Source organism: Cohnella sp. AR92 (genome assembly GCF_003990975.1).
In the GTDB taxonomy this organism is placed as follows: domain Bacteria; phylum Bacillota; class Bacilli; order Paenibacillales; family Paenibacillaceae; genus Cohnella.
Genome location: NZ_RZJR01000004.1, coordinates 151,511 through 169,801 on the forward strand (window position 1 = coordinate 151,511; position 18,291 = coordinate 169,801).

General features: G+C 55.4%; 12 protein-coding genes and 1 pseudogene. All 13 read left to right on the forward strand.

Annotation, left to right across the window (positions count from 1 at the left end; all coding sequences use genetic code 11):
- Nucleotides 1-150 precede the first annotated feature (150 nt).
- The 13 genes and pseudogenes from ELR57_RS07840 (at nt 151) to yajC (ending at nt 18,215) form a co-directional block, all read left to right on the forward strand.
- On the forward strand, nt 151-2,382 hold the full coding sequence (locus tag ELR57_RS07840) for a LysM peptidoglycan-binding domain-containing protein (protein WP_126958472.1): 2,232 nt from the start codon (nt 151-153) through the stop codon (nt 2,380-2,382).
- Nucleotides 2,383-2,446: 64 nt separating this feature from the next.
- Nucleotides 2,447-3,151, forward strand: a complete 705-nt coding sequence (locus ELR57_RS28240; RefSeq protein WP_238162441.1) for a BofC C-terminal domain-containing protein — start codon at nt 2,447-2,449, stop codon at nt 3,149-3,151.
- 450 nt (nt 3,152-3,601) lie between these two features.
- Nucleotides 3,602-4,720 (forward strand): copper amine oxidase N-terminal domain-containing protein, encoded by a 1,119-nt coding sequence (locus ELR57_RS07850; RefSeq protein ID WP_126958473.1) that lies wholly within the window; start codon nt 3,602-3,604, stop codon nt 4,718-4,720.
- Nucleotides 4,721-4,932: 212 nt separating this feature from the next.
- A pseudogene (locus tag ELR57_RS28590) lies at nt 4,933-5,349 on the forward strand (Athe_2463 domain-containing protein); the annotation flags it as partial.
- 114 nt (nt 5,350-5,463) lie between these two features.
- Nucleotides 5,464-10,791: a PKD domain-containing protein gene (locus ELR57_RS07855; protein ID WP_126958474.1), complete on the forward strand. Its 5,328-nt coding sequence runs from the start codon at nt 5,464-5,466 to the stop codon at nt 10,789-10,791.
- 155 nt (nt 10,792-10,946) lie between these two features.
- On the forward strand, nt 10,947-11,450 hold the full coding sequence (ruvC, locus tag ELR57_RS07860) for a crossover junction endodeoxyribonuclease RuvC (RefSeq protein ID WP_126958475.1): 504 nt from the start codon (nt 10,947-10,949) through the stop codon (nt 11,448-11,450).
- Complete coding sequence (gene ruvA, locus ELR57_RS07865; protein WP_126958476.1) at nt 11,447-12,073, forward strand: Holliday junction branch migration protein RuvA; 627 nt, start codon at nt 11,447-11,449, stop codon at nt 12,071-12,073. The genes ruvC and ruvA overlap by 4 nt, the downstream gene beginning before the upstream one ends.
- A 43-nt stretch (nt 12,074-12,116) precedes the next feature.
- Complete coding sequence (gene ruvB / locus ELR57_RS07870; RefSeq protein ID WP_126958477.1) at nt 12,117-13,121, forward strand: Holliday junction branch migration DNA helicase RuvB; 1,005 nt, start codon at nt 12,117-12,119, stop codon at nt 13,119-13,121.
- A complete protein-coding gene (locus tag ELR57_RS07875) occupies nt 13,118-13,588 on the forward strand; it encodes a thiol-disulfide oxidoreductase DCC family protein (RefSeq protein ID WP_126958478.1) in 471 nt (156 codons plus the stop codon). The genes ruvB and ELR57_RS07875 overlap by 4 nt, the downstream gene beginning before the upstream one ends.
- Nucleotides 13,585-15,684, forward strand: coding sequence for a SpoIID/LytB domain-containing protein (locus tag ELR57_RS07880; protein WP_158629961.1), 2,100 nt, complete (start codon nt 13,585-13,587; stop codon nt 15,682-15,684). The genes ELR57_RS07875 and ELR57_RS07880 overlap by 4 nt, the downstream gene beginning before the upstream one ends.
- The gene (gene queA / locus ELR57_RS07885; RefSeq protein WP_126958480.1) at nt 15,684-16,733 is read left to right on the forward strand and encodes a tRNA preQ1(34) S-adenosylmethionine ribosyltransferase-isomerase QueA; all 1,050 of its coding nucleotides are present in this window, start codon (nt 15,684-15,686) and stop codon (nt 16,731-16,733) included. The genes ELR57_RS07880 and queA overlap by 1 nt, the downstream gene beginning before the upstream one ends.
- A gap of 28 nt (nt 16,734-16,761) precedes the next feature.
- Nucleotides 16,762-17,898, forward strand: coding sequence for a tRNA guanosine(34) transglycosylase Tgt (gene tgt, locus ELR57_RS07890; protein ID WP_126958481.1), 1,137 nt, complete (start codon nt 16,762-16,764; stop codon nt 17,896-17,898).
- 23 nt (nt 17,899-17,921) lie between these two features.
- Nucleotides 17,922-18,215, forward strand: coding sequence for a preprotein translocase subunit YajC (gene yajC / locus ELR57_RS07895; RefSeq protein ID WP_126958482.1), 294 nt, complete (start codon nt 17,922-17,924; stop codon nt 18,213-18,215).
- The last annotated feature ends 76 nt before the right edge of the window (nt 18,216-18,291 follow it).

Below are 18,291 nucleotides of genomic sequence, written 5' to 3' on the forward strand. Positions count from 1 at the left end.
GCCCGAATCTTAAAACCCTTGATATCATTGGATTCCTGACAAACCCTGAAAACCCCTAGGCACGTGTACCATATTTCCTGCATAGGATGTATGGACTATGCGGGGGCATTCGCCCGCATGCGAATTTGACCCGATCAGGGAGGGAACGGCTTGAAGATCCATATGGTCAAAAAAGGCGATAGCTTATACCAGATCGCCCAGAAGTATGGAATCACACTGGAAGAGCTGCTTCAGGCGAATCCGGATATCGCGAACCCGGACGTCATCGACGTCGGAATGAAGGTCAAGATTCCGATGCCTGCCACGCCCGCCTATGAAATCATGCATCAGCACACCGTTCAGCAAGGCGATACTTTGTGGAAGCTCTCCAAAGCCTGGGGCGTTCCGCTAGAGACGATGATCAAAGCGAATCCCCAGCTTAAGAATCCGAATGTTCTTCTGACCGGCGAGGTCGTCAACATTCCGAAGCTTGCCTCCGAAGGAGAGAGTGGCACGGGCGTTACCGTTGCGCCGGCTCCTTCCGCAGACGGAGGCGCGCAAGCCGGCTGGTGGCCGGGCGGCAAGGCGAATACGGGCGTCGTGCCGGGCATGGGACATAAGAAGGAAACCGGCGTCATGCCGCTACCGCAGCCTATCGCTCCGCTTCCTATCGCTCCGGCCCCGGCGCCTGCGCCAGCCCCGGCTCCAGCTCCGGAAACCTACCCGGTGCCGCAGCCTATCTACCACGAATCTCATCATCATCACCACCACCATCCATACGCTCCCGTTCATGTGGAGTACAACACGGTCGATCTGTTCCAGCAATACCCGGTTCCTGCGGTTGAAGCGGCGGCTCCGATCGCGACGGGGGCTTATCCAACGCATGAAGCGGCAGCCGAAACCTCGTATGGGCACGGTTATGGCAAGCCGGAAGCCGCTCATGAATACGGCAAAGGCCAGGAGACTTACGGACAATACGGCCATGAAGGGTATGGGCATGGGGGCTATGGCCATGAAAGCTATGGCCATCAATATGGTCAAGTCGGTCACGCTCATGAAGGTTATGGGCATGTGGGCTATGGGCATGTAGGCCACGCTCATGAAGGTTATGGGCATGTAGGTTATGGTCAAGTAGACTACGGGCATGAAGGCTATGGTCAAGTCGGTCACGGTCATGAAGGTTATGGGCAAGTAGGCTATGGGCATGAAAGCTACGGCCATGAGGGCCATAAGCATGAAGGATATGGTAACGAGGGTTACAAGACGGAGAGCTATGGTCATGAAGGTTATAAAGCCGACGGCTATGGACACGAAAGCTATGGTCAAGTAAGCCATGGGCAAGTCGGTTATGGTCATCAGAGCTACGGCCATGAAAGCCATGGTCATGAAAGCTACGGCCATGGCGGTTACGGGCAGCTTTACGGATATGGCCATGGCCATGAGCCGATTCCGGGAATCGGCGCGGCGCCTCACTTCCCGACCGAAGCGCTGGCAGGAACCTATGCCTCCACTCACGGACATGGCTGGACGGGGTCCTTCGACATGACGCCATACAGCGGTTATTTTCCGGGAAGCACGTCTCCCGTTGTTTCTCCAGTCTCCACGATTCCGACTGCCCAGGCTTATGAGCCTTCCACGATGGTAAGTCCGGCAGCGGTCTCGCCAACGGCTATCGCACCGACGGCTTGGCAGCCTCAGCCATGCAGCACGTGCACGGGCGGTACGGCGCCATGGCCCGGGGCCGTTAGCCCGGCAGCGGTCTCTCCCGCCGTCGCCACGCCTTACCCCTATCCGGGAGCCGTTGCGCCCACAGCCGTTTCTCCGGCCATGGTTTCTCCGCAAGCTTTTGCACCAAGCGGCCATTACGGAGTGCCGGGAATCTCGCCGACGATGGTATCGCCGGCCATGACCTCTCCGCAGCCGTTCGCTCCCGCAAGCCAATATGGCGTGCCCGGGTTATCGCCGACCATGGTCTCTCCGGCGATGACATCCCCGCAGCCATTCGCGGGCAGCCATTACGGAATGCCTGGAATTTCGCCGACAGCCGTGTCCCCCGCGATGAGTTATCCGGGAACTTTTCCAACCGTATCGTCGACTCCTTCACTCTCCCCGTTAGCCGCGACACCGCTCGTCGATACGGAAACCACTTACCCGGGAACTTATCCTTACGTTGGAGGAGTAAGCGATTTTCCTGCAATCCCGCCGCTCCCTCCGATGCCTCCATTGAGAGAGCCGGAAGATGCGAATGAACAAGAAGAATCTGCGGAACTGAGGCTGAATTCCAGCGAGAACAGCTCGGCGCCGGCGAAGAAGCCCGCCTCCAAAGCGAAAGTCAAAGCGAAGAAGTCTCCCCGGCCAAGCGCTCCTCGGCGCAAGCAAAGCCTTCCTTGGGTAAATTGGTAACAAATGAAGCATAATGCCGGAATCCCTGGGCAACAATAGGAAAAAAACAAAGAAGGGGATTCCGGTGTTTGGATTACGCATCAAGGGAATCAAGAAGCGGCTCAAGCGAACGCGGCGTCCGATCTGGACTTTGGGCATGTGGGCAGGGTTGGCTGTATCCTCCGCAATCGCGGGAACCTGGGTATCCGGCCATCTCGTCCACGGTATTCTTCGGCCAGCCTCTGTGGCGGTCGATTCCTCTGCTCTGGAAGCGGACAACCATCCCGTGACCTATGAGCAAGGAGGCTCGCAGCGCGGCATCGCGCTCGATAAGCTGTCCACCTGGCCGTCGGATGTATCAATCGTGCTTCATCGGGTTTATCTGTGCGGAGAAGAGACGCGGATGCTGGGCCTTCACTCCACCTCGGAGACGATGAACCTCATCAAGTCCCATCGGGACTGGATGCCTACCTTCCATAAGGAAGGGACGGTTCGAATCGAGGAGAAGGTAGACGATCTGTCGCCGGAATGCCGCAAGTCCGCGTACATCTCGCTGGACCAGGACGGAAATCTCTCCTTGTTCGACGGACCTCCGCGCAAAGAGAAGGTCATGAGAACCTTCTTCCAGCTGGACGTCAAAGCGTTGGAGAGCAGCATGTCCAAGGAGAAGCTGCGGGAGCTGGCGGACGGAATTCGGATCACCGACAGGGACGAATACAACAGCGTGCTCTCTTCCTTCAGCGATTACGCGAAGGAGCCCGCCAAAGATGTGATGAGGCCGTCTCCTTGACGGCCTTTTCTATTTTCCGACAACCAGTTGACGAAAAATGGAATATTTATCTATAATAGATAACAACCTGACAGAACAAAGTCGGAGCATAAGGAATAACGCGAGGAAGAACCCGCAGACGATCGTAACCGCGTCGCGTGTGCTTTCTTTTTTTTGTCTCTTTTTATCGGGGGAGGGAGAGGTGGAACAGAGGTGAGCGAGAAGACTTCGAAAAGATGACGGGAGGATTATAGATGATTTTTCATACATAATTTTTGGGAATTTGGCCGATTGATCGATTATATCTGAATTTTCATATATAATCGTCTGCTTTTCTCGAGAAGGGCCCCATTATAGCTGAAAAATCATACACAATCCTCGACTGATGGGCTTTTCGCCAAAATGAATTCGAAATTTCATATCCATAGCATTCTTTAACCAAGTTGAACTCTAAAAGGAGGAATTAATGATATGAGAAAGTCGCTTCTCGTTTCTTTGGTGATGTTGGTTGCTTTTGCGTCTTTGCCTTCTGCTTGGAGCTCTAGGGCATTGGGGGCAACAGCGGGGGTAGCGGTAGCGTTGGATGGCGTCAATCTGGCGTTTACGGATGCCAAACCGTTCGTGGACGCTCAGAAGCGCGTACTCGTTCCGCTGCGATTCGTTAGCGAGAAGCTGGGAACGACGGTGGATTACCAGGAAGCGCAAGGCACGGTGTCGATCAAGTCCGACTCGCTGGACATCACGCTAAAGCTCGGGTCGCAGAAAGCAACCGTTAATGGCGTCGAGAAAAATCTCGGTACTCAGCCGGTGCTTAAGAACAGCCGCGCCTACGTGCCTCTACGTTTCGTGAGCGAAGCTCTCGGCCGCCGCGTCGTCTGGGACGGCGCGAACAATACGGCTCATATCTGGAATTTGATTAGCGATAAGGTGTTGGAGGAACAGAGCGCTATCGACTGGATGGCTAGTGGAATTTCTATGCCTGCTCATGTGTCCTATCATTACTTCGACGCAAAGGACGGCAAGCTGACTTTCGAGGATTCTCTATGGGATGGCCCGATGGGGCCGTATAAGGGATATAGCGTCAGCGAGAAAATCACGCCGGACTTGAGCAAGAAAGCTTATCAGATGGTGAAGTATCTGGCGAACGATGAGCAGTATACGAGTGCGCATTATTGGCCGGAGACTTCAAACGGAACGTCTTCATCGTTAGCAATCGCTTATGCAGTCCAATCCAGAGCAGTAGATAATGACAACTATTATTTTAGGTTCTCTTTTCCTGAGAAAACATACTACTCTAGCTTCGCTAGTAAAAAGGTTACCATGCGGTTAATTGTTAATCGACTTTTCTGGAATGAAGAGAGCGGTCGGAATTTTAAAGTCGAAAACAAACTCAGAATGGCACTAGTTGCGTTGTATGGGGATTCCATTGGTATCAGTATGTTTAACTGGATAATGTGTTACTACAATTCTGCAATGGTTGATTTTGAAAAGCTGAGAACAGTTAAAACATCTAAGACGTTCGGTAATGTACAAATTGATTTAGACGGAACGGGAGTGCAATTATTGACCTTCAGCTTCTCCAGTAAATAGGAGGTGAACGCTGGATGCCAATGAGGAAGATGAAGAAGCTTATCTTAATACTGTTATCGATTTTACTTTTATTCGGAGGATGGCCATTCTCTATAAAAAAGACATTGGCTGATGCAACGACTGGAACATTTAATAGTCAAGCAGAATTTTATGCCTACTTAGCTGGAGTTGGAGTTCCAAATAAATCGGCTTACAATAAGTATGATGCCTCAATGGCTACTTATAATTTGTATGGTCTTATTGTTTATGGCGCTCCTTTTGGAGAATGGGGGAAAGGGACTGTTACGCAAGGAAAATGCGTAGCAGGTACATCCTATCAGCGTTATTTAGGATACGATGTAGCAAACAACCCGGTCACTAATAGCTGTTTTCCTAACGACGATGATGCAGGCGGGAATCTAGAGGATCGAAGTTGGATTAGCGTAAGTGGAGCATCTACATGGGGATCAATGTCTAATGCACAGGAGAACCAACTTCTGTATAGTTCTCTCACAGGAAATGGGGTAAGTTCTCCCAAGTTCACCGTGGCAAGTGTAGGTGGTAAAGATTACGCCAAGGTACTAGCCAAGCCCACCCTCTGCGCTCAAGGCTCCGTTCAAATGCAGCATCAGAGAAGTTCAGGAACATGGTACGCAACATTTTTTGTTCCTGCCTTTGGCTGTGATAAAGCCGTCACGACAACGATCACGACTGACAGCTCCGAATATACAATCCCGGTTGGGCAGGATTCGATCACGATTCCGGTGTCGGTAACAACGCGGGCGGTCTATAAAGACTACTTTAACTCCAAAGATTACATCGACAAAATCGTGTCGCAGTTCGTAAACAATGGGGCGGGTAATACGACGAATAGAGACGATCTATCCACCGTAAACACCTCCCTGACGATCAAACGTAGCGACTTCAACGGGACCGTGTCGATGACGAAGACGTTGACCGGCAAAGGAACGCTGTTCGCATTCGGAGGTTATGTGTCCTCGTCGGCCGAAAAAACCATCACGATCAAACTCGCCGTCGAATCCGGAACCCCAAACGCAAGCTGCTCCTGCAATCCTAGCGAGGTTACGTTCGACGGATCGGAAGTGACAACGGTTGTGACGGTCAATGCTGCGATCACGGGTGTCTCCGGCAGCTCGATCTCGAAGTGGATTTTCTATGGGCACGATGGCGATGGAGGGCAGCAGCAGACAACCACTGTGACGCCTAGCGGCGACAAGACGAAAGCATCAACCGCGTTTACCTACAAGACTCCAGCTTCGAAAATGACCGGAGACTCGTATGTCGCAAGGTTCGAGCAGCGGGTGGTACTTGTTTTCGCAGATGGAACACGCAAGGAGACCGGTCTTGCCGTATGTACCACGACAATCGTTAAGCCTGGGGCAACGCCTCCGCCTACGACTCCGCCGGAAACGGAGCCGCCCGAGGTCGTTGGTCCTTCCGGTCCCGTTGCGGTCATTAGCGGGCCGACCAAAGTAAAGGCCAATCAACCGCTGCCGTTCCCGATCACCGGCGAGAAATCGTTTGATTGGGATAGTGTTCCGATCGTTCAATACACGTGGGACCAGAAGTTGGTTCAGAAATCGCCCATCTACGATATCCGATACGATGAGCCCGGAACTTATACCGTCATTCTGTCCGTCAAGAACGGCAACGGCGTCTTATCCGAAGAAGATACGCATACGATTGAGGTCGTTCCGGACGAGCCGCCGGTGACGTCGATCGCCGTTCCTCCGGAAGAGACCCGCCTTGGGAACGTTCGGGTCCAGAGCAACGCTTATAGCCCGGACGGCGATACGATCGCAAGCCATACGTTTGAGATGAAGTACGATTCGAACAACAATGGCTTCGAGGACGAGAGCTGGAAGACCGTTCAAACGGGAGCGGAAGCGGCTTATATCTTTAAACCGGATCGAGTCGGCAGGTATCTATTCCGCGAGACCGCCTGCGAGACCTACGGAGCCTGCGCGAACACGGACAAACAGCCGGAGAACGAGAGGACGCTTATTGTCCATAATCTTGCTCCGACGATCGATGTCGTGACTTCCTCCAACCAGACGGACACCTCCAATCAGACTCTTTTGCCCATGTCCGCGCTTTATCACTCGGGAACGGTAACCTCGCTCGACACCGGAGTATCGGGTGACAAGTCCGGATGGACGCTTCAGAACGAGACGCTCTCCACGATGAATTACCGGACCGATATCGGCATGTTCAACATGAATATGGCCGTGGATAGCTATTACGGCGATGATTTTATCGACCGAACGCTCTATGCCAGCATGCAGAACACGCCTACATTAGAAGTAATGCCATTTACTTCGACGCAGCTCGACCCCTATTATGCGGACGAGAGGTATATTTATAAGATCACCGGCCTCCCGATAAAGAACACTGCTTCAAGATTAATTACACTTTACATTTATGATCACAGCATGCAGCTAGTCCGTACGGTTCCGGTCAATTTGGACGTGAGTATAACGCCTGGTCTAACGTATACCCGATTGATGGTTAAAGGCGATCTTGTTTTTATTTCGATGGCGGAAACGTATAGCGCCAATAATCCCTTTACAACCGTCATCAACCGAGAGACAGGAGAAATCCTGGTAAAGCAACTGGCAATAGCTTCTCCCATCATGAATGACACAGCACGCTGGTACAATTACCAAAACGGACTATATGCGGATTCTAAAGGCATTATCGGCACTGCGCGAAAAAAATCGGCTTACAATTACAATAACCAGCCCTATATAACCGGATTTGATAGCTCGGGTCTAATGCGAGTAGAAGATCTCAACGCCTTGACAACAACCGATTATTTCAAGACCCAAGATCATCTATTCTTCAAGTTTTTCCTGCCAAGATATATTTCGCAGAAGGGTCCTTCGCTCTACTTCACTGGACAATTCGATGACTCGGTTGCGGTCATCTACGATACGAATCTTGTCCAGACGGGTTCCTTGCAGCAACCTGCCGGTAACCAGCGCTATACTTGGCAATTGATCGGTGTCGACGATGCCTATAATTTCTATTCGTCAGGTAGAATCGGCGAATGGACCGGACCGCCGATCATGGCCGTGCATGACCGTACGGGGAAGCTGCTTCGAACGTTCCCCTATCCGACCGATTTGCAAGGCAGGGACTCTTACGTAGAGACATACTCCGATGGTTCAACGAGAACCGTTTACTTCCAGACGGAGGGCGATACTTTCCCTTACCACGTCGATGCCAAGGGCAATATGTGGTTCGGAGCCAAAGGAAAAGCTATCGCGGTAACGCCGACAGGCGAGGAGAAGTACGTCCACGCATTTAAACAACCGAATTCGACTTCGACTCCGGTTACGTTTAAGATCCTGGAGGGTTCTGACGGCCTTATCACCTTCTTCACGTACCAAGGTTCTTCATCCAAAATAAATCTGGAGGTAACCGTCATTGATCCCGCCACCTATAGCGTGGTTAGTGACACGGATCTCGGCCAGATTTGGTCGTATAAGACCAACGGAACTGAAACTAGCGGTCTAGCATCTACAACTGTTAACAAAACAACTCTTTATGCTTTTAACGTTATACCGACTGGCGATCAGACGTACCTTCTTCAAGCGATTACGGATCGATATAATGCCGCTCCATATGTCTATAAAATAAGCTCGACAGGTGAACTGAACCGCCCTAAGAAGTTCGAGATCGGGACGCCGACGAAGGATCTCTGGCTTGGAAGCAAGGTAGGGGAAGGACTTGTTCTCCAAGGCAGCCTTCAACCGAAGAACGATTCGGCGGCCGCTGCCGGTTACGTCTATCTCGCCCAGGATAAGGACAACTATTACAGCGCCGAATTCGAGGACGGAAAGCTGAAAGTCAAGAAGACCGTTGCCGGGGTAACCCAAACAGTGTTCTCCAAAGCCTACTCTTTCGTCGCCGGACAGACCTACACGCTGAAGTTCGTTCCGGAAGGGACCGGTTTCTCTCTTTACGTCAATCGCCTGAAGCAGACGACGATCGAAGACAGCGGATGGACAAGCGGCAAGTATGGGGTTATCAGCCGAGGTCAGCCTGGCGTCTCGTTCTTCGGCGCTTCGACAGCGGAGCCGAGAGGAGCGACTACGGGGAAAATCTATGGCGTGGTGCTCGTGAACGAGCCGCTGACTTATGACGTTACCTTCGACGATCCGGAATCGGACAAGCGGATTACGGCCGGCGAAGCCTGGATCTACTCGCATAACCCGAACGTCTTCCTGAATCCGCAGGGAGCCTGGAGTGACGCCGGCAAATCGTTCGACACGCCCGTCCCTTCATTTAGCTTGCCGGGAGAGTATCCGTTCCGCTTCAGAACGAAGGACGATCCGAACCCGGACTATCCGTATCCGAGCGATGTTTTCGATAGCTACCGCCAGGAGTCGAACGAAGTGAACGGAACGATCCGCGTTCATCGGCGGCCGATCGCGAGCTTCACGGCAGCGGCGGACGACAGCGGGAATGTCGTTTATACGAACAGCTCCTACGACCCGGATCGTTACAATCCAACAACCGGCGCGTATTCGACCGAGAATACTGGACTTGACTATCAGTCGACCAAAGGGATCTTCACGACGAGGTGGCGGTTGCTTACGCCGAAGGCGGCCGAATTCAAGTACGTCGATCATCCGCCGACGAAGGTCACGGAGAGCGGTCATTATGTCATCGAGCTGCAGGTTCAGGACGAATACGGAGCATGGGCGGAGGATTGGGCGCGGCAAGAATTCGATGTAGCAGCTGCAACGCCGATCGCTCCGCCGGTCGCAGGGTTTACGATCTCTCCGATCACCACCTTCCGCGGCGTGCCGGTGACGATAAACTCTACGGCGTTCGACCCGCAGGATGGCGATCGGACCATGATTGCTCACCAATACTACTTGAAGCCGTCCGGAGGCGCAGAGACGCTTGCAAGCACGTCGAGAACGTCTTGGGAGAAGGCGTTCAACAGCTTGGGGATCTTCACCCTTCGGCAGATCGTAACCAACAGCTACGGCCTGAAGGATGAGGCGACTGGACAGATTGCCATCGTCAATCGGAAACCAATGGCTCAGGTTACGAATCCGACAAGCTCGGACTCGCTCCACCCGACCGAATTGGACATTTTGCGGCCGACTTTCACATGGTCTTATCTGGATGAAGATCATGATCCGCAGTCGAAGTACCAGCTTCGGATCTACAAGTACGGCGGCTATTCTTATCTCGATACGGGCGAGATAAGCTCTAGCGCGAAGTCGTGGACGCCATCGTCCGATTTGCCGGAGGAGATAAACTTCTATGTCATGGTTCGCGTCTATGACGGCTATGACTGGAGCGGGTGGAGCGATCCGAAGTATTTTGTCATCGTCACCAACAAGGCGCCCGATGGGGACTTCGACTGGATTCCGAAACCGGCATATGAAGGCGATACGGTTCAGCTAAGCACTTTAGTGTCGGACCCGGATCAAGACATGCTGGATATCAGCTACGAGATCGTGTCTCCGACAGGGGAGAAGTCAAGCTACGCCTATCAGTTAAGCTTCCCCTATCCCACGACCGGTTCTGTTAAGAGATTCGCAGAACCCGGCCGTTGGACCGTTACGATGACCGTAAGCGACCGGAAGGCGCCTGCCGCAACGGTTACGCATTCCATCGAAGTTCTGCCTCTCGGCATTGTCGGCTATGTACGCCATACCGAGGCGTGGGAGAAGAATCGCCTCGCTTACAATGAGAAGAACCCGAAGGCGCCGCGGCCGGCGGAATGGTTCTGGGCGGGCGAAGCGTTCGTGCTGGACGCGGTGACGACGGATACGGGAAGCTCGTCAACCAAGCCGGTGGAGGTAACCGCTGCGGCCGGAGAGACGCTCAAGCATCGGCTGGCTCCCGTGAATCCGAGCCTTCCGGTGAATTGGAACGGACTACTGGGAAGCAAGGAAGCTGGCTTCCCGCTCAGCGAGCTTCCGGAAGGTTTGTATACCTTCGTCTTCACTGTTCGTTACAGCAACGGAACCGTGAAGACGGCCGCCGTGACGATCCGAATCGTCGACCAGGTCGGCAATTACGTGCAGGTCCACCGAATCACCTAATCTCTCAGAGGCTGCCGAGTAAGGGCGTTGACCCCTCGGCAGTCTCTTTGGCATGGAGTCGATAGACAAGCGATGTTCGTCCTTTTGTTCTCATTCGTGCGAACATTTGCTATAATCAAGTCTATAACTTCAAGTTAAGAGAGCGGGGATTCCTTATGCGGGTGCTTGGAATTGACCCCGGTATCGCGATCATGGGCTTCGGATTCGTGGACAAAATCGGCCACCGGATCGTTCCCGTTCAATACGGATGCATCCAGACGGAAGCGGGAACGCCGACGGAACAGCGTCTTGTGCAGATCTACGAAGCATCCTGCCAGCTGCTGGATCGGTATCAGCCGGAGACGATCGCGGTCGAGAAGCTATTTTTCAATAAGAACGTAACGAATGCGTTCAGCGTCGGCCAAGCGAGAGGCGTCTTGCTGCTGGCGGCGGCTCAGCGCAATATCCCGATCGGCGAATACACGCCGATGCAGGTGAAGCAATCGGTCGTCGGCTACGGCGGCGCCGAGAAGAAGCAAGTGCAAGAGATGGTGAAGCGGCTGTTGAAGCTGTCTGCCATTCCGAAACCGGATGACGTGGCGGATGCTCTGGCAGTCGCGATCTGTCATGCCCATTCCATCGTATTGAATGATAGAGTGAACGGAGTGACTCCGAGATGATCGATTTTCTAAGAGGCAAAGTGGTGCACTTCGAGACCGAATACGTCGTGCTTGACGTTCGCGACATCGGCTACCGGGTGTTTACGCCGAATCCGTATGCTTTCGCGAGATCGGAAGAGCCTATAATGATGTACATACACCACCACGTGAGGGAAGACGCCATTCAGCTGTTCGGCTTCGCTACGCGCGAGGAACAAGCGATGTTCCGCAAGCTGCTGGACGTATCGGGCATCGGACCGCGGGTCGCCCTAGGCGTGCTGGCGGGAGGGAAGCCGGAAGTGGTGGCGGCGGCCATTCAATCGGAGAACTTGACGTTCCTGACGAAGCTGCCCGGAATCGGCAAGAAGACGGCTCAACGCATGGTACTGGATCTCAAGGACAAGCTCGGGGCGGTAGACGACCGCTGGATGGCCGCGACCTCGATGCAGCTTACGATGGAGGCGGCGCCCGTCGCTTCGGAGGCGAATGCGGCTTGGGCGGGAGCCAAGGAAGCGCTCGGCGGACTCGGCTACCGCGAAGCGGAGCTGGATAAGGCTTGGAATGCGATGAAGGATAACCTAACCGGCAGCGAGACGACGGACGTATTGATGAAGAAGGCGCTGCAGCAACTTTTCCAAGGATAAGAACGTATAGCGTCTAGCGGCATTACAGAGAGGCGGGGAAGCGATGGAGGACCGGATCGTCACGGCGAACCTGATGATGGAAGACCAAGCGGCGGAGTTCAGTCTCCGTCCGCGTTACCTGACGGAATACATCGGGCAGGCTCAGGTCAAGGACAACCTGAAGATCTATATAGAAGCGGCCAAGATGCGCAACGAAGCGTTGGATCACGTGCTTCTGTACGGCCCGCCGGGCCTGGGCAAGACCACCTTGTCCAACATTATCGCCAACGAGCTTGGCGTCAGCATTCGGACGACGAGCGGGCCCGCGATCGAACGGCCGGGCGATCTGGCGGCGATTCTGACGAATCTGCAGGAGAACGACGTGCTGTTCATCGACGAGATCCATCGCCTGCACCGGACCGTCGAAGAGGTGCTGTACCCCGCGATGGAAGATTTCGCTTTGGACTTCATCATCGGCAAGGGCCCGAGCGCCCGCTCGGTTCGTCTCGATCTTCCGAAGTTCACCTTGATCGGCGCGACGACTCGCGCCGGCTTGCTGTCCGCGCCGCTTAGGGATCGCTTCGGCGTCGTCAGCCGGCTGGAGTTCTATACCGAGGAGGAGCTCTCCTATATCGTCTCGCGGACGGCCGATCTGCTCGACGTCGGCATTATCGGCGAAGCGTCGAGGGAGATCGCACGGCGTTCGCGCGGCACGCCGCGGATCGCGAATCGCCTGCTGAAGCGGGTGCGCGACTATGCGCAGGTCCGCGGAGACGGCATGATTACCGAAGATTTGGCCCAAGAGGCGCTAGAGCGAATTCAAGTGGACCCGATGGGCCTTGACGCCATCGACCATAAGATGCTTCAAGCGATGATCGCCAATTATAAGGGCGGACCGGTAGGCGTCGATACGATCGCGGCATCCATCGGCGAGGAGAGCCAGACGATCGAGGATGTCTACGAGCCCTATCTCTTGCAGATCGGATTCCTGCAGCGTACGCCGCGCGGCCGTGTCGTGACGGCGGCGGCGTACCGCCACTTGGGGCTTCCGATTCCGGAGCAGAGATGAGCGGGGGGCGCGTTCCGGTAGTCTCGGGTGAGTCGGCCTCGAAGCTGATCGCCCTTTATGACGGACACTGCAATCTCTGTCTCGCAACGGCCTCCAAGCTGCAGGAGCTGGAATCGCTCGTTCCGGTAGATTGGATCACGATCCAATCCTATCAGAGCGGAGAGCACGGGAGCTGGCCCGCCTTGGCGAATACGCCGACGGAACGGTTGTTGGCTCAGATGCATGTCATCGACGGAGATCGGCTGTACTCCGGTCCGGATGGGGTCATGAAGCTTCTGCGCAATGTCCCGTCGCTGAGATGGATAGGCATTCTGGGAACCTGGCCCGGCTTCAGAGGATTAAGCCGGCTGGTTTACAAGCTGGTGGCGCGATATCGTTATCGCTTGTTCGGGAAGAACGACTCCTGCGCAGACGGAGTGTGTTCGCTGCCCCAATCGAAATCAAACGGCGGAGGGAAAACAACATGATCAACCGGCAACAGCATTTTATCGGCAGAACGGCTATCATTGGAACTCTTCTTGCCGCAGTAGCTCTCGGTACCACTGGAACGGCCGCGAACGCGGTCACCGTGCCGGATACCATTCGGGTCGGACTGTTCCTGGACCTGGGCAGCAAGTACAAAGCGACGACCCCGACCGCGACTCTGTCGTCCGATGGGGGGCTATCGATCCTGCTCGACGGCGTCGCGATCACGAAGGCGGCTTCCGCGCAGACGATTCGTTTCGCCGTGGACGGCTATAAGGCGAAGGTGCTCGAGACGTCCGACCTGCTGACGGCAGTCGGCGTGCTGAAGAAGATTCAGGCCTCGTCGAACGCCGCCTACATCACCAAGCTGACGAAGAACGGCAATGCGGTTTATCAAGTAACGGAGGGCAACTACGCGACGGCCGCGGCCGCATCGACCGCGCTGGCGAAGTACAATACGCCTTCGGTTACGCTTGGAGCCCCATCCTTGACTCCTGCGTCGGTGGTCGGTCCGCTCGCCGTAGAGGCGGGCCCTTACGCAAGCGAAGCGGCTGCGGCGGAAGCGCTGACCAAGTTCGGCAACGCCGGGCTCGACGCTTTCCTTGCTTATAAGACCGCAGGCGGCAAAGCGGCTTATTACGTTCGGATCGGACAAGCCTCCGATCCGGCGGCCCTGACGGCTATCCAGGTCCAGGCAGCCGCCCAAGGCGCGAATGCGAAGGCGGCTTCCGCCTCCGATTCCTACGTGATCGTCCGCAACGATATGACATACAACGGTTCGCTGAACAAGCCCGTTCCCCTATACGCCACAAGCGCCGCTTCCGGGTCGGTGCTGCGCGCGAGCCCGGCGGGGGACGCGGGCATCGCGGTTGCGGAGCGCAGCAAGCAGACGTACCGCGGCAGCATCGAGGTCAGCGTGCTTAACGGCAGCCTCGCGGTCGTGAACGAGGTGGACCTCGAGAAGTATCTGTATTCCGTCGTCGGCTCCGAGATCTATACCTCTTGGCCGGCCGAATCCCAGAAGGCGCAAGCGGTCGCGGCCCGCACGTATGCCCTGTCGTCGGGGGTCGGCTTCCAGATCGCCAACGTGGTGGATACGACCTATAGCCAAGCCTACACGGGAATCAAGGGCGAGAACGCCCAATCCATCAGCGCGGTCAATGCGACTGCGGGCGAAGTGCTGACCTATGGCGGCAAACCGATCTCCGCGGTGTTCTCCTCGAATGCCGGCGGAATGACGGCGGACAACGCGACGGAGATCTGGAGGAACGTGACGAACTATTTGGCGAGCGCGGTAACCAGCCCCGATGCGGGACCGCAGGAAGGCAAGCTGAATTGGAACCGCGTGGCTCTGGACGATGGAACGACCGGGTACATAAGAAGCGACTTCCTGAGAGACAGCGGCAAAACGAACGAAGCGGGAATCAAGCTTTATGACGTAACGGGCGACGGAGTCGCCGTGCGTTCCAGCCCTCAGGTCCTGTCGAACGTCGAGCCTGTGGCGCGGGTGAATAAGGGCGATCAAGTGGTTACCTTGGAGATCGTTCCGGAATATACCGCCTTCAGCTGGGTGGAAGCGCCGATGACCCCGGACGAGCTTCTGACGGCTATCAACAAGAGGGCGAAGACGCCGATCCAAGGGCCTCTTCGAACGCTTGAAGTGTCTCAGCGCGGACCGTCCGGAAGAGCGATCGAGATCAAGGCGAACGGCCGGGTGGTCGACGTCGGCGTCCCCGATAACCTTCGCAGCGCGCTTGGAGGAATCAAGAGTACGCTGTTCGAGATCGAAGAGACGGGCAGATATACCGTTGTCGGCGTCAATGGCCAGACGAACGAGGTTACCTCATCCGCTGCCGTCAGAGTTCAAGGAGCCGACGGCGCCGAGAACGTGTCGGGCAATCTTCTCGTGATGGGGGCTAACGGCCAACTGCGGTCCGTCACGACGGATCCGAGCTTCGTCATCAGCGGGCAAGGCTACGGCCACGGGCTGGGCATGTCCCAATGGGGAGCGAAGGGGCTTGCCGATCAAGGGTATGACTACAAATCTATTCTGCTATACTACTACAAGGATGTTAAGATCGAGAAGGATGAGCATTAATGAACGTTAACGACTTTGATTTTGAACTGCCGGAGCGGCTTATCGCCCAGACACCGCTGGCGGACCGCACGGCCTCCAGGCTTCTGGTGCTGCATAAGGATACAGGGGAGACGGAGCATCGAACGTTTACCGATCTGAAGGAATACTTGAAGCCGGGGGACACGCTCGTCCTGAACGATACCCGAGTGCTGCCCGCCAGGCTGTACGGCGTTAAGCCGGATACCGGAGCCAAGGTAGAGCTTCTTCTGCTCAAGAGACTGGAAGGCGATACCTGGGAAGTGCTTGCTCGACCGGGCAAAAAAGTGCATGTGGGCACGGTGCTGCACTTCGGAGCGCAGGAAGAGGACGGCGAGCCTCTGCTGACGGCGGTTGTCGAAGCGGAAGGCGAGATGGGAGCCCGGCATGTTCGCTTCCAATACAAAGGCATCTTCAACGAGCTGCTGGACAAGCTGGGCACGATGCCTCTTCCTCCTTATATTAAGGAAAGGCTGGAGGACCGCGAACGTTACCAGACCGTCTACGCCAAGCATGAAGGCTCCGCTGCCGCTCCGACCGCAGGGCTTCATTTTACCGAAGCGTTCCTGCAGGAGCTTCAAGCTTCCGGCGTCCGGCTCTGCTGGATCACGCTGCATGTAGGGCTTGGCACTTTCCGTCCGGTATCGGTCGAGAACATCGACGAGCACGAGATGCATTCCGAGTGGTACTCGGTAAGCGGAGAGAGCGCGGAGCTGCTGAATCGCACAAAATCGGAGGGTGGACGGATCGTGACGGTCGGCACCACCTCGGCCCGGACGCTGGAGACGCTCGGGCAGCGCTTCGACGGTGGACCGGTGTCCGCCTGCAGCGGGTGGACCGATATCTTTATTTATCCCGGGTACGACTATCGCATGGTGGACGCTCTTCTGACCAACTTCCACCTGCCCAAGTCGACACTCGTCATGCTAGTCAGCGCTTTGGCCGGACGGGAAGCCGTACTGAATGCTTACCGGGAAGCCGTCGAGCGAGAATATCGCTTCTTCAGCTTCGGCGACGCCATGTTCATCGTGTAGTTAAATCCGCTAGGAGGCTATAGCATTCATGTCAGCCATTAGATACGAACTGATCAAGACGTGCGCCCAGACGGGCGCCCGCTTAGGCCGCGTTCATACCCCGCACGGCGTTATCGAGACGCCTACCTTCATGCCGGTCGGCACGCAAGCATCCGTGAAGGGCATAAGCCCGGAGGAACTGAAGGATCTGAACGCTCATATCATTCTCAGCAATACGTACCACTTGTTCCTCAGACCGGGCCATGAGCTCGTCCGGGAAGCGGGCGGCCTGCACAAGATGATGAATTGGGACCGTTCGATCCTGACCGACAGCGGCGGCTTCCAAGTGTTCTCGCTAAGCGAGAATCGCAAGATCACGGAGGAGGGCGTCCACTTCCGCTCCCATCTTAACGGAGACAAGCTGTTCCTCTCGCCGGAAGTGGCGACGGAGGTGCAGAACGCGCTCGGCGCCGACATCATGATGGCGTTCGACGAATGTCCGCCTTATCCGGCGACCTACGAGTACGTCAAGCAATCGACGGAGAGAACGTCCCGTTGGGCGGAGCGATGCCTCAAAGCGCACCAGCGTCCCCACGATCAAGGCCTGTTCGGCATCGTTCAGGGGGGGATGCATGCCGATTTGCGCAAGCAGAGCGCCCGAGATTTGACTTCCCTGGATTTCCCGGGGTATGCTATGGGTGGACTAAGCGTAGGCGAGCCTAAGCATATGATGTACGAGATGCTTGAGGAGACCGTTCCGCTGCTTCCGGCTAATAAACCCCGTTACCTGATGGGGGTTGGCTCGCCGGATGCCCTGGTAGAGGGCAGCATTCGCGGCATCGACATGTTCGATTGCGTGCTCCCTACGAGAATCGCAAGAAACGGAACGGCCATGACCAGCCAGGGAAGGCTGGTCGTCAAGAACGCCAAGTATGTCAGCGATTTCGGTCCGCTTGATCCGGAATGCTCCTGTTACGCGTGCCGCAACTACTCCCGAGCCTACATTCGCCATCTCATTCGGGCGGATGAGATGTTCGGCTTGCGGTTGACGACGATTCATAACCTGCACTTCCTCGTCCATCTGATGGAGCAAGTCAGGGAAGCGATTCGGCAGGACAGGCTGCGCGATTTCCGCGACGAGTTCTTCGAGAAATATGGTATGGCTAGCAACGAGAGCGGTTTCTAAACACAGAGAGGAGGGGACATGGAATGCAAGGATTACTCATGATAGTGGTCATGATCGCTATTTTCTACTTCCTGTTGATTCGACCGCAGCAGAAGAGAACGAAGACTCGCAACTCGATGCTTCGCGCCTTGAAGAAGGGCGACAAGATTACGACGATCGGAGGCCTTCACGGCACGATCGCCGAGCTTACAGACGATGTCGTGGTACTGAAGGTGAACGACGTCACCAAGCTGACGTTCGACCGGTCCGCCATCAACAACGTCGTCGAGGCTTCCCAAGCCAAGTCGGAGCCGGCGGAAGTCAAAGCCGAATCCTAATGGCCGCATACAAAGAACGGAGAAAAGCCCTTCCCGGGTTCGCGATAAGCGAACGGGAAGGGCTTTTTCTCTAATA

Coding starts and splice junctions, on each gene's coding strand:
- tgt (WP_126958481.1), top strand. CDS start 16,762: ATGTCAGCCATTAGATACGAACTGATCAAGACGTGCGCCCAGACGGGC.
- queA (WP_126958480.1), top strand. CDS start 15,684: ATGAACGTTAACGACTTTGATTTTGAACTGCCGGAGCGGCTTATCGCC.
- ELR57_RS07875 (WP_126958478.1), top strand. CDS start 13,118: ATGAGCGGGGGGCGCGTTCCGGTAGTCTCGGGTGAGTCGGCCTCGAAG.
- ruvC (WP_126958475.1), top strand. CDS start 10,947: ATGCGGGTGCTTGGAATTGACCCCGGTATCGCGATCATGGGCTTCGGA.
- ruvA (WP_126958476.1), top strand. CDS start 11,447: ATGATCGATTTTCTAAGAGGCAAAGTGGTGCACTTCGAGACCGAATAC.
- ELR57_RS07880 (WP_158629961.1), top strand. CDS start 13,585: ATGATCAACCGGCAACAGCATTTTATCGGCAGAACGGCTATCATTGGA.
- ruvB (WP_126958477.1), top strand. CDS start 12,117: ATGGAGGACCGGATCGTCACGGCGAACCTGATGATGGAAGACCAAGCG.
- yajC (WP_126958482.1), top strand. CDS start 17,922: ATGCAAGGATTACTCATGATAGTGGTCATGATCGCTATTTTCTACTTC.
- ELR57_RS07850 (WP_126958473.1), top strand. CDS start 3,602: ATGAGAAAGTCGCTTCTCGTTTCTTTGGTGATGTTGGTTGCTTTTGCG.